We start from the raw sequence: 12,379 nt of genomic DNA, 5'->3' as shown, positions 1-12,379 counted from the left end.
TCCTTCACGACTTCTTTGCGATCCGCGCCGCCTTGTCTGCGTCGTACCACCAGATGAACGGAAAGCCGGACTGACCGTATCGGGGCAATTCCGCCGGCCGGCCGAAGCGGTCCCAGCGCGCGGTGCGCACCTTGTTGTAGGTCCACTGCGGCACGACATAGTGATTCCACAGCAGCACGCGGTCGAGCGCCTTTGTTGCGGCCACCAGGTCGTCGCGATCGGTTGCGTAGATGATCCGTTCGATCAGCTTGTCGATCGCGGGATTCTTGATGCCGGCGACGTTGCGCGACCCGGCGATGTCGGCCGTCTTGGACGACCAGAACTCGCGCTGCTCGTTCCCCGGCGACTGCGACTCGCCCCATGAGTTGGTGACGATATCGAAGTCCCACTCGCGCGTCCTGTTCTCGTATTGGGTCGGATCGACCGTCCGCACGCTGACGGCGATGCCGAGCCGCTCCAGCGACGGCTTGTAGAACAGCGTGATCCGCTCGAAGCTCGGATCCTGGTTCAGCAACTCCAGCGAAAACTGGGAGCCGGTCTTGACGTCGATCAGCTTGCGATCGCGTACCTCATAGCCAGCCTCCTTGAACAGGCGCAGCGCCTCGCGAAGATTCTCCCGGACTGCCTCCGGGCTGCCGCCGACCGGATTGCTGTATGGCGTCGTGAAAACCTCGGGCGGGACCTGAGCGCGCACGGTCTCGAGGATTTCGAGTTCCTTGCCTTGCGGCAGACCCGTCGCCATCAGTTCCTCGATGCCGTCGAAATAGCTGCTGATACGCTTGTACTGACCGTAGAAGATCTGCTTGTTCATCTCCTCGAAGTCGAAGGCGTAGTTGAGCGCACGACGCACGCGGGGGTCGCTGAACTTGGCGCGGCGCAGGTTCGGCACGAAGGCCTGCATCACGCCCGAGCTGCGATTGACGAATTCCTCCAGGATCACGCGCTTTTCGGTCACGGCCGGGAAGTCGTAGGCCGTCGCCCAGCTCTTGGCGCTGTTCTCGGTTCGCCAGTCGACCTGGTCGGCCTTGAAGGCCTCGATCGCCACCGTGCCGTCGCGGAAATATTCGTAGCGCAACTCGTCGAAATTGTTGCGGCCAACATTGGCCGGGAGGTCGCGGCCCCAATAATCCTTGACGCGCTCCAACGCGATCGACCGTCCTGCTACGAACTCCTTGACCCTGTAGGCGCCCGAACCGAGCGGCACTTCCAGCGTGGTGGCGGAGACATCGCGCTTGCGGCCCTGCGCGTCCGTCCCCTCCCACCAATGCTTCGGCAAGACCGTCAGCTGCCCGACGATCTGCGGCAGTTCGCGGTTACCGGGCGCGTCGAATACGAACTTCACCTCGCGCTCGCCGACCTTCTCGGCCTTCACCACATGGCTGTAGTACGCCGAGTACATCGGATGGTGCTTCTTGAAGGAATCGAGCGAGAAGATCACGTCATCCGGCGTGACGGGCTTGCCGTCATGCCACTTGGCCTCCCGTCGCAACCGATAGGTGACGAAGGAAAAATCGTCGGGATGGCTGACGGCCTCGGCGAGCGCGCCGTATTCGGTCGAGACCTCGTCGAGCGAGGGCGTCAGCAGTGTCTCATAGATGAATGCCACGGCACCGGCGACCTGCCCCTTCACACCTGAAACGACGATATTAAAATTGTCGAATGTGCCGACGGCGATCTGGCGCGCGACGCCGCCCTTTGGCGCGTCCGGATTGACGTAGTCGAAGCGCTTGAAGTCGGCGGGGTACTTGACCTTGCCGAACAGGGACAGCGCGTGGCGCCAAGGGAGCCCGCTAGAAGGCAGCTCAGTTGCTGATTGCGCATGCGCCGAGCCGATGGGAACGCCCGCGACGGAGCCAAGGGCTGGAAGGGCTGCGGCAGCAGTGCCGGTGAGCAGGAGATCGCGTCGGGTAATGGCCAAATCAACATCCCTGTCTTGAAGGAGGCTACTCCTTTAAGTTCCCAATATAGGCGAGGTTTCGACCGAATATGTTGCTTTTTCCTCATCTTGGAAGCCCAGCCGTCCCATCGGATGCGGCCAAACGCCCCGATAACGTCGCCGCGAGGTCCGGATGCGGAAACGGCCAGGCTTTTCAGCCTGGCCGCGTATTCCAAAGGTGGTCTTGGGACGCCTTACTTCGACGCCGTCGGCAGCGGCTGCGGATGCTCCGACAGCGAATTCAGATAGGCAATGACGTCGGCGCGCTCGGAATCCTTCGCAATACCGGCGAAGCCCATCGCGGTGCCCGGGATGAAGCCCTTCGGATTGGCGAGAAACTTGTTGAGGTCGTCGAAGGTCCAGTTTCCGCCCTTGCCCTTCATGGCAGCCGAGAAGTTGAAGCCGCCGTGACCCTGGCCCTTCGGCTCGCCGACGACGCCATAGAGGTTCGGACCGACGCGATTCGGGCCGCCCTTCTCGAAGGTGTGGCAGGCGCCGCACTTCTTGGCGGCGGCAGCCCCCTTCTCGATGGAGGCGGTCTGGAGCAGCTTCTCGATGGGCTCGGCGGAGGCGGCCGCGGCGCCGCCCTCCTTGGCCGTACCAGCGTCTTCCTTCACGGCGATCTCGAAGCCGGGCTTTTCCGGCATCTTGGGCAAGAACAGCGCGTCGGCGGTGATGCTCGTCACCATCAGAACGAGGCAGGTAGCGAGCACCGCACCGAGAATCTTGTTGAGTTCGAAAGAGTCCATTTCCGGCCAGGCCCCACCGCAAGAAGGAAACAGCGGCCCAAGCGGCCGCCGAGGACGAGCCTCGGGAGAATCAAAACGTTCCCTATTGTTTCCCCGAGTTTTGCCATTGAGATATCGGTTTGCCCGGGGTCTGGCAACCCGTATAAGCGACCCGGTTTTCAGCCCGTCCCCACCCCATTTCTCGGTGCGGAAAACGCCCCGTTGCCAGGCTCTTGACCCCAGATCTTTGGACCCAATGATCGATCCCCGCATCCTGGTGCTGATCCCGGCCCGCATGGCCGCCACCCGCCTGCCCGGCAAGCCGCTCGCCGATATCGCGGGACTGCCGATGATCGTGCATGTGCTGCGCCGCGCGGAGGCCGCTGCCATCGGCCGGGTCGCGGTGGCCACCGACACGCCGGAGATCGCATCCGTGGTGACCGCCCATGGTGGCGAGGCGGTGATGACCCGGTCCGACCACCCCTCGGGCTCGGACCGCATCCACGAGGCCATGCAGAAGCTCGATCCGGACGGCAAGGCCGAGATCGTGGTCAATCTCCAGGGAGATTTCCCGACCATCACGATCGACAACATCCGCGAGGTGCTGCCGCCGCTGCAGGACCCGGCCGTGGATATCGCGACACTGGCCTCGCAAATCCACACCGAGGAAGAGGACCTCGCGCCGAGCGTCGTGAAGGCGATCGGGACCTCGCTCGGTGGCCGGCGCATGCGCGCACTTTATTTCACCCGCGCGACCGCCCCGACGGGCGACGGACCGCGCTACCACCATATCGGCCTGTATGCCTATCGCCGCGCCGCGCTGGAGCGGTACGTCTCGCTGCCGCCCTCACCGCTGGAGTTGCAGGAGAAGCTCGAGCAGCTCCGGGCGCTGGAGGCTGGAATGCGCATCGACTTCACCATCGTCGATACCGTGCCCCGGGGGGTCGATACGCCGGCGGACCTGGAGACCGCCCGCAGCATCCTTTCCAAATCCTGAGCCGCTGCTACAAGGCCGACCATGAGCAAGATGAAGATCGCATTCCAGGGCGAACCCGGAGCCAATTCCCACATCGCCATCGTCGAGGCCTATCCCGACGCCGAACCGTTGCCCTGCGCCACCTTCGAGGACGCGCTGTCGGCGATCTCGTCGGGCGAGGCCGATCTCGGCATGATCCCGATTGAGAATTCGGTCGCCGGCCGGGTCGCTGACATCCATCATTTGCTGCCGGCGTCAGGCCTGTTCATCATCGGCGAATGGTTCCTGCCGGTCCGCCACCAGCTGATGGCGGTGACGGGGACCAGGCTCGAAGACATCAGGAGCGTCGAGAGCCACGTGCATGCGCTCGGCCAGTGCCGGCGCATCATCCGCAAGCTGGGCATCAAGCCGATCGTGCACGCCGATACCGCCGGGAGCGCCCGCGATATTTCCGAACGCAAGGACAAGTCCGTCGCCGCGATCGCCTCGCGTCTCGCCGCGAAGATCTACGGCCTCGACATCCTCGCCGAGGACATCGAGGACGAGGCCCACAACACCACCCGTTTCGTGGTGCTGGCGCGCGAGCCGAAATGGGCGACCCAAGGCTCGGGCCCGCTTGTCACGACTTTTGTTTTCCGCGTACGCAACCTGCCGGCGGCCCTCTACAAGGCGCTCGGCGGTTTCGCCACCAACGGCGTCAACATGACCAAGCTCGAGAGCTACATGGTCGACGGCAACTTCTTCGCCACGCAATTCTACGCCGACGTCGACGGCCACCCCGACGACAAGGGCCTCGCCTTTGCGATCGAGGAGCTGAAATTCTTCTCGCGCGAATTCCGCATCGTCGGCGTGTATCCGGGACACCCGTTCCGCGCGACGTTCAGCGAGACGCAGCAGGATTGATGCGTCGTTCCGGGGCACGCGAAAGCGTGAACCCGGAACCTCGAGATTCCGGGTTCGGTGCTTCGCATCGCCCCGGAATGACAAACGATGTCTACGCCGCGCTGCCCACCGATCCAAACGCCGCCGCCAGCAGCGAATATGACCTCTTCCGCGCCTCGTGGTCGTACACCGCCGTGATAACCATCAGCTCGTCCGGCTTGCTCGCATAGATCAGCGACTGCAGCTTCTTCTGCACCGTCGCCGGACTGCCGACGAACAGACGCGAGCGGTTGCGCAGAATCGAGGTGCGCTCGGCATCCGTGTACGGATAGGCCAATGCTTCCTCGACGCTCGGCAGCGGCAAATACTGACCGCGGTCGCGGCGAAGCCGGTTGAGGTCGAAGGAAGAGGCGAGCCTTTCAGCCTCCTCATCGGTATCGGCCGCAATGACGGCGACCGCGAGAATGGCATGCGGAGTCGCACGCCAGGCCGAGGGCTGAAAACGATTGCGGTAATGCACCATCGCATCGATCGCGTCGTGTGAGGCGAAATGATGGGCGAAGGCGAACCCCATGCCGACCTGGGCGGCCAGCTCCGAGGAATAGTCGCTGGAGCCGAGCAACCATATCGGCGGCAGGGCGGTGTCATCGGGCATGGCGACGACGTTGTTGTAGGGGTGTCCCGAGGGGAATTCGCGGGTCTCCCACAAGATCAATTCGTGCAGCCGCTCCAGGAAATCGTCGCCCTCGCGACGGTCGAGCCGGCTGCGCAACGCGTAGGCGGTGGCACCATCGGTGCCCGGAGCGCGGCCGAGGCCGAGATCGATCCGGCCGGGAAACAGCGCCTCCAACATCTTGAAGCGCTCGGCCACGACCAGCGGAGCGTGGTTGGGCAGCATCACGCCGCCGGAGCCGACGCGGATGTGCTTCGTCACCGCCGCGATCTGCCCGATCATCACGTCGGGCGCGGGACTCGCGACGGAGGCGAGATTGTGATGCTCGGCGAGCCAGTAGCGGACATAGCCGAGCCCGTCGACATGGCGCGCCAGATCGATGCTGTTGCGCAGCGCCGCGGCGGGCCTGGTGCCCGTGGTGACGACGGAGAGGTCGAGAACTGAGAGCGGGATCATGGCGCGCTAACGTAATGGAGGACCGTACGGCGGCAATGGCGGGCTGCGCAGGTCTGACGGTACGGACGAGCGGGCCGTCGCGGAGATCGATCGTTGGGCAGGACTACATCTGCAACACCGCAATTCCATCGTGCCCACCGCCGAAATTGGGGACGAAAGCGCAAGAAATCAGAAAATTTATCGCGGTATAAGCAAACTGGTCTTCGTGGCCGTCTTCCCACGACAAAGAATTATAGAACTAAAACTCACATTCCTGGCGAGTTAGTGGGCCATTTCCCATCAGGGATGGGCTGTCGACAAATCTGCCTTTGCCTTATCTTAGGCACTCCCGAGCTAACCCCAGGGCCGGCGGAAATTGGAGTGAGTGGTGCCATGACTGACGTGACGACGCCTGCGACAGCCGACGGGCACCTGAAGCGGCCGGCGATCTCGTTCGAGTTCTTTCCGCCGAAGACCGAGGAGATGGAGCGCAATCTCTGGGACACCATCAACCGGCTCGCCCCGCTCGACCCGAAATTCGTCTCGGTAACCTACGGCGCCGGCGGCTCGACCCGCGAGCGTACGCATTCGACCATCGCCCGCATCCTGCAGGAGACCGCGCTGCTGCCGGCCGCGCATCTGACGTGCGTCGGCGCCTCGCGCGGCGAGATCGACGAGATCGTCGATCGCTATCACGAGGTCGGCGTCCGCCACATCGTGGCCTTGCGCGGTGATCCCATCGGCGGCATCGGCACGCCCTATTCAAGCCATCCCGACGGCTACCAGAGTTCGGCCGACCTCGTCGCCGGAATCAAGAAGCGGCACGGCGACATCGAAGTCAGCGTGTCGGCGTACCCCGAGAAGCATCCCGAAGCACGCGACTTCGACGCCGACATCGACACGCTCAAGGCCAAGGTCGATGCGGGTGCGACGCGCGCGATCACGCAGGTGTTCTTCGATAACGACCTCTACTTCCGCTATCTCGACCGCGTCCGCGCCCGCGGCATCGACATCCCGATCGTTCCGGGCATCATGCCCATGCACAATTTCAAGCAGGCCCGCAATTTCGTCACGCGGGCCGGCACCACGGTGCCGGACTGGTTCGCCGCGAAATTCGACGGCCTCGACGAGGACGCCGAGACCCGCAAGCTGGTCGCGGCGACGGTTGCGGCCGGCCAGGTGCAGAAGCTCGCCAAGAAGGGCGTCGACACCTTCCATTTCTACACCATGAACCGCGCCGATCTCGTGTTCGCGATCAGCCATTTGCTCGGCATCCGCGCCAAGAGCGCGCAGAAGGCGGCCTAGGACAACATGACCGTACCCACCTCTCCGAAGCGAACTGCCCTGCTCAACGCCGCGCGCGAGCGCATCCTCGTGCTCGACGGCGCGATGGGCACGATGATCCAGAACCTCCAGTTCGACGAGGCCGCCTTTCGCGGCGAGCGCTTCAAGAATTTCCATCGCGACCTGCGCGGCAACAACGACCTGTTGATCCTGACCCAGCCGCAGGCGATCGAGGACATCCACGCGGCGTATTTGCGCGCCGGCGCCGACATCGTCGCCACCAACACCTTCTCGACCACCTCTATCGCGCAGGCCGATTACGATCTCACCGACATCGTCTACGAGATGGCGCGTGAAGGCGCCCGCCTCGCCGGCAATGCCGCACGGCGCGTCGCCGCGGAAGACGGCAAGCCGCGCTTCGTCGCCGGCGCCATCGGCCCCACCAACCGCACCGCCTCGATCTCGCCGGACGTTTCCAACCCCGGCTACCGCGCCGTCACCTTTGACGACCTGCGCAAGTCCTATGGCGAGCAGATCCGCGGGCTGATCGACGGCGGCGTCGATCTGCTGCTGGTCGAGACCATCTTCGATACGCTCAATGCCAAGGCAGCGCTCTATGCGATCGCCGAGATCACCGAAAAACTCGGCATCGACATGCCGGTGATGGTCTCAGGCACCATCACCGACAAGTCCGGCCGCCTGCTCTCGGGCCAGATGCCGGAGGCGTTCTGGAATTCGGTGCGGCACGCAAAACCCATCACCATCGGCTTCAACTGCGCGCTCGGCGCCGAAGATCTGCGCGCGCATATCGCCGACATCGGCCGCGTCGCCGACACGCTGGTGTGCGCCTACCCCAATGCCGGCCTGCCCAACGAGTTCGGCCAGTATGACGAGACGCCCGAGTACATGGCACGCCTGATCGGCGAGTTCGCCCGCGACGGCCTCGTCAACATCGTCGGCGGCTGCTGCGGCACCACCCCGGACCATATCGCGGCGATCGCCGCCGCGGTCGCCCCGCACAAGCCGCACATCGTGCCGGTGATCGATCCGCGCCTGCGGCTTTCCGGCCTCGAGCCGTTCGTGCTGACGGACGCGATTCCCTTCGTCAACGTCGGCGAACGCACCAACGTCACCGGCTCTGCCCGCTTCCGCAAGCTGATCACCGCCGGCGATTACACTGCCGCGCTGCAGGTCGCGCGCGACCAGGTCGAGAACGGCGCGCAGATCATCGACGTCAACATGGACGAGGGCCTGCTCGATTCCGAAGCGGCGATGGTGACCTTCCTCAACCTCGTCGCCGCCGAGCCCGACATCGCCCGCGTCCCCGTCATGGTCGATTCCTCGAAATTCTCGGTGATCGAGGCCGGCCTGAAATGCGTGCAGGGCAAGCCGGTCGTCAACTCGATCTCGATGAAGGAAGGCGAGGAGAAGTTCATTCACGAGGCCAACATCGCGCGGCGCCACGGCGCGGCGGTGGTGGTGATGGCGTTCGACGAGGTCGGCCAGGCCGACACGTTCGCACGCAAGACCGAAATCTGCAAGCGCGCCTACGACATCCTCGTCAACCGCGTCGGCTTCCCGCCGGAAGACATCATCTTCGATCCCAACATCTTCGCGATCGCGACCGGCATCGAGGAGCACAACAATTACGGCGTCGACTTCATCGAGGCGACGCGCTGGATCCGGCAGAACCTGCCCGGCGCGCACATCTCGGGCGGCGTCTCCAATCTCTCCTTCTCGTTCCGGGGCAACGAGCCGGTGCGCGAGGCCATGCACTCGGTGTTCCTGTATCACGCCATCAAGGCCGGCATGGACATGGGCATCGTCAATGCCGGGCAGATGATCGTCTATGACGACATCGACCCCGAGCTACGGCAGACCTGCGAGGACGTCGTCCTCAACCGCGATGCCGGTGCGTCCGAGCGCCTCTTGGCACTCGCCGAAAAATTCCGCGGCAAGAAGACGGAAAGCAAGGAAGCCGACCTCGCCTGGCGCGAATGGCCGGTGGAGAAGCGGCTATCGCATTCGCTGGTGCACGGCATCACCGAATTCATCGAGCAGGATACGGAAGAAGCCCGTAAGAAATCCTCGCGTCCGCTCGACGTGATCGAGGGCCCGCTGATGGCCGGCATGAACGTGGTCGGCGATCTCTTCGGCGACGGCAAGATGTTCCTGCCGCAGGTGGTGAAGTCCGCGCGTGTCATGAAGCAGGCCGTCGCTTACCTCATGCCGTTCATGGAGGAAGAGAAGGCGCGCAACCTCGCGAACGGCATCGGCACGGAAGGTTCTTCGTCCGCCGGCAAGATCGTGCTCGCGACGGTCAAGGGCGACGTCCACGACATCGGCAAGAACATCGTCGGCATCGTGCTCCAGTGCAACAATTTCGAGGTGATCGATCTCGGCGTGATGGTGCCCGCCGCCAAGATCGTCGAGACGGTGAAGGCGGAGAAGGCCGACATCGTCGGGCTGTCAGGCCTGATCACACCCTCGCTCGACGAGATGGCGTTCTTCGCCGGCGAATTGCAGCGCGAAGGCCTCAAGCTGCCGCTCCTGATCGGCGGCGCCACCACGAGCCGCGTGCATACCGCCGTCAAGATCGATCCGAGCTATCGCGCCGGGCCCGTCGTGCACGTCAACGACGCCAGCCGCGCCGTCGGCGTTGCCTCTGCCCTGCTTTCGCCCGAGAAGCGCGAGGCCTATGCCGCCGAGGTGCGGGCCGAATACGCAAAGATCTCGGATGCGCATTTCCGCGCGCAGGCCGACAAGAAACGGCTGAAACTGGATGTCGCTCGCACCAACCGCGTGCCGGTGGATTTCGCCGCCAACAAGCCGGTGAAGCCGACCTTCCTCGGCACCCGCAGCTTCGACGAGTACGATCTCGCCGAGCTCGTGCCCTACATCGACTGGACGCCGTTCTTCCAGACCTGGGAGCTCGCGGGACGCTTCCCCGCCATTCTCGATGACGCCAAGGTCGGCGAGGTCGCGCGCTCGCTCTACGACGATGCGCGCAAGATGCTCGACACCATCGTCAGGGAGAAATGGTTCCGGGCCCGTGCGACGATCGGCTTCTGGCCGGCGAATGCGCAAGGCGACGACATCGTGCTCTATGCCGACGATAACAGGACCAAGAGCATCGCGACGCTGCACACGCTGCGCCAGCAGCTAGAAAAGCGCGAGGGCCGCTTCAACGCGGCGCTGGCCGACTTCATCGCGCCCGCCGGCGTGCCCGACTATATCGGCGGCTTCGTCGTCACCGCCGGCATCGGCGAGGATGCGGTGGCCGACCGTTTCAAGATGGCCAATGACGACTACTCCTCGATCCTGTGCAAGGCGCTGGCCGACCGCCTCGCCGAAGCCTTCGCCGAACGCATGCATGCCCGCGTGCGCCGCGAGTTCTGGGCCTACGCGCCGGACGAGGCGCTCTCGACCGACGATCTGATCCTGGAGAAGTACCAGGGCATCCGCCCGGCGCCCGGCTATCCCGCCCAGCCCGATCACACCGAGAAGGCGACGCTGTTCGAATTGCTCGATGCCGAGAACACGGCCGGCGTGAAGCTGACCGAAAGCTTTGCGATGTGGCCGGGCTCGTCGGTATCAGGCCTCTATTTCGCGAACCCCGAGAGCTACTATTTCGGCGTCGGCAAGATCGAGCGCGACCAGGTCGAGGACTACGCGGCACGCAAGGGCATGTCGGTGGCAGAAGCCGAGCGCTGGCTCGCGCCGGTGCTGAACTACATCCCCTCGCAGCAGAGCGCGAGCGACAAGGCTTTTGCGGCGAGACCCGCGAATGACGAGGCCGCCAAGGACCTTGCCTCGCACCCGCCGGGCTGCACCTGCGCGGTGCATCTGGTCTGGCAGAAGAAGCGCGCCGGGGCGGGTTAGCCACCCCGGCGCCCCTCCTCGCTCAAAATTCGAAAACAACCCCATGCACAGTAGCGATGGGGTTGAAAAGGCTGGATTAATTTCGGCCTTGCCGAAATGACTTGCTCCGACGGGCAAAACACCAATAATATTCCATCATCGGCTGCTCCGCCGGACTTCACCCTTCCGCCTCACTATCCGCCGTCATTCCGGGGCGCGCCTCTTGGCGCGAGCCCGGAATCCATTTGTCCGCATCATCCTCCGCACGATGGATTCCGGGCTCGCGCTTCGCGCCCCCGGAATGACAGCGCCTCACCCCTTCGGCGGCGCCAGCGGCTGCACGATCTCCCTAAACGGGGCCAGCGCCTCGCAGCGCTCGGCATGCGCGCTCAATGCTGGATAGCGTGACGCGTCGAACAGCTGCGGATGCGCCTCGCGGGTGAAGCGGACGACGCAGGCCACCACGACGTCGGCGTGGCCGATGCGATCGCCCAGCCAGTACGGCGTCGTCACCTTGGCGCGCTCGGCTTCGAGCACCTTGAGGACGTCACCAATCTGCGCCTGACAGCGCTCGACCCACAGCGCGAGTTGCTCCTTCCGAAGCACCCGCTCGTAGAGCAGGCTCACCGCCTTGTCGCCGAGGCCGGAGGCGAGCGCGCAGATGCGGAGATGTTTGCGCCGCTCGGCCCCGCTGCGCGGCAGCATCGCCCTGTCCTCGCCGACGAGCTCGTCGAGATAATCCAGGATGATCGTGCTTTCGATCAGCGCCTCGCCGTCGTCGAGCACCAGCGTCGGCACCCGGCGCAGCGGATTGTACGGTGCGATCTTGTCGGCATCGCCGAAGGTCGACCACGGTCTGTGCTCGAAGGCGAGCCCGTAGAGCCGGAGCGCAATCGCGACGCGGCGGACGAAGGGGGAATCATATTGGCCGATCAGGAACATGGCAGAACCTCTCGTCATTACCGGGCTTGCCGCCGTCGTTCAGGCCTCGGCGCCCGAGCGAGATCGTGGCACCGGCGAAGCTTTGCGGAGCCGGGACCCGGCAATCCATCCTTCCTGAGATTAGAAAACGATGGATGCCCGGATCAAGTCCGGGCATGACAGAGCTGGATGCAGGAACGCGCATGATGAGACCGCTGACACCGATTGCACTTGGGCTCGCTTTGCTCTCCGCGAACGTCGCCCAGGCCCAGGACCGCCCGATCGGCTTTCAGACACCGTCGAAGAACATCGCCTGCCAGTTCTTCACGGACAACGGGCAGGGCGTGCTCCGCTGCGACATCATGAGCATGGAGAGCCGGCCGCGGCGGCCTGCCGATTGCGAGCTCGACTGGGGCCACGCCTTCGAGATGAGCGCAAAGGGAGCTGCGGGGCGCATCTGCGCCGGCGACACCGTGATGGACCCGTCGCTGCCAGTGCTCGCCTATGGCGAGGTATGGCAGCGCGGGAGTTTCACATGCCGGTCGGAGCAGACGGGGCTGACGTGCTTCAATGCGATGCAGCGGGGGTTTTCGCTGGCGAGGAGGAATCAGGAGGTATTCTCAAGTGAGCTATCAAGCAACGCTCGATGACAAAGCAGTGGTCACTGCTTCATATATTTCGCC

The 12,379-nt window shown here is 64.3% G+C and carries 9 protein-coding genes; 5 read left to right on the top strand and 4 right to left on the bottom strand.

Features of this window, described 5'->3' with window-relative positions; all coding sequences use genetic code 11:
• Positions 1-4 precede the first annotated feature (4 nt).
• Both ACYCVF_RS32385 and ACYCVF_RS32380 read right to left on the bottom strand, forming a co-directional pair.
• Positions 5-1,918, bottom strand: a complete 1,914-nt coding sequence (locus ACYCVF_RS32385; protein ID WP_459603704.1) for an extracellular solute-binding protein — start codon at positions 1,916-1,918, stop codon at positions 5-7.
• Between the two features lie 212 nt (positions 1,919-2,130).
• Positions 2,131-2,685 (bottom strand): c-type cytochrome, encoded by a 555-nt coding sequence (locus ACYCVF_RS32380; RefSeq protein WP_459603703.1) that lies wholly within the window; start codon positions 2,683-2,685, stop codon positions 2,131-2,133.
• Positions 2,686-2,920: 235 nt separating this feature from the next.
• On the opposite strand from ACYCVF_RS32380, the gene ACYCVF_RS32375 reads away from it, so the two are divergent.
• Together ACYCVF_RS32375 and ACYCVF_RS32370 are read left to right on the top strand one after the other, a co-directional pair.
• The gene (locus ACYCVF_RS32375; RefSeq protein ID WP_459603702.1) at positions 2,921-3,661 is read left to right on the top strand and encodes a 3-deoxy-manno-octulosonate cytidylyltransferase; all 741 of its coding nucleotides are present in this window, start codon (positions 2,921-2,923) and stop codon (positions 3,659-3,661) included.
• A gap of 21 nt (positions 3,662-3,682) precedes the next feature.
• Positions 3,683-4,543, top strand: a complete 861-nt coding sequence (locus ACYCVF_RS32370) for a prephenate dehydratase (RefSeq protein WP_459603701.1) — start codon at positions 3,683-3,685, stop codon at positions 4,541-4,543.
• A gap of 91 nt (positions 4,544-4,634) precedes the next feature.
• On the opposite strand, the gene ACYCVF_RS32365 is transcribed toward ACYCVF_RS32370, so the two are convergent.
• Complete coding sequence (locus ACYCVF_RS32365) at positions 4,635-5,651, bottom strand: LLM class flavin-dependent oxidoreductase (protein WP_459603700.1); 1,017 nt, start codon at positions 5,649-5,651, stop codon at positions 4,635-4,637.
• 372 nt (positions 5,652-6,023) lie between these two features.
• Between ACYCVF_RS32365 and metF the strand changes: the two genes are divergently transcribed.
• Both metF and metH read left to right on the top strand, forming a co-directional pair.
• Complete coding sequence (gene metF / locus ACYCVF_RS32360; RefSeq protein ID WP_459603699.1) at positions 6,024-6,935, top strand: methylenetetrahydrofolate reductase [NAD(P)H]; 912 nt, start codon at positions 6,024-6,026, stop codon at positions 6,933-6,935.
• 6 nt (positions 6,936-6,941) lie between these two features.
• The gene (metH, locus tag ACYCVF_RS32355; protein ID WP_459603698.1) at positions 6,942-10,796 is read left to right on the top strand and encodes a methionine synthase; all 3,855 of its coding nucleotides are present in this window, start codon (positions 6,942-6,944) and stop codon (positions 10,794-10,796) included.
• A 291-nt stretch (positions 10,797-11,087) separates the two neighbouring features.
• Here metH and ACYCVF_RS32350 read toward each other — a convergent pair whose 3' ends face one another.
• Positions 11,088-11,717, bottom strand: a complete 630-nt coding sequence (locus ACYCVF_RS32350; RefSeq protein WP_459603697.1) for a glutathione S-transferase family protein — start codon at positions 11,715-11,717, stop codon at positions 11,088-11,090.
• Positions 11,718-11,899: 182 nt separating this feature from the next.
• On the opposite strand from ACYCVF_RS32350, the gene ACYCVF_RS32345 reads away from it, so the two are divergent.
• Positions 11,900-12,346 carry a DUF6636 domain-containing protein gene (locus ACYCVF_RS32345; RefSeq protein ID WP_459603696.1) on the top strand — a complete coding sequence of 149 codons (447 nt, stop codon included), beginning with the start codon at positions 11,900-11,902 and terminating at the stop codon, positions 12,344-12,346.
• The last annotated feature ends 33 nt before the right edge of the window (positions 12,347-12,379 follow it).

It is taken from the genome of Bradyrhizobium cedriense, from assembly GCF_054602315.1.
The sequence above is the reverse complement of the archived record's forward strand: the minus strand, read 5'-3'. Positions and strand labels throughout refer to the sequence as shown.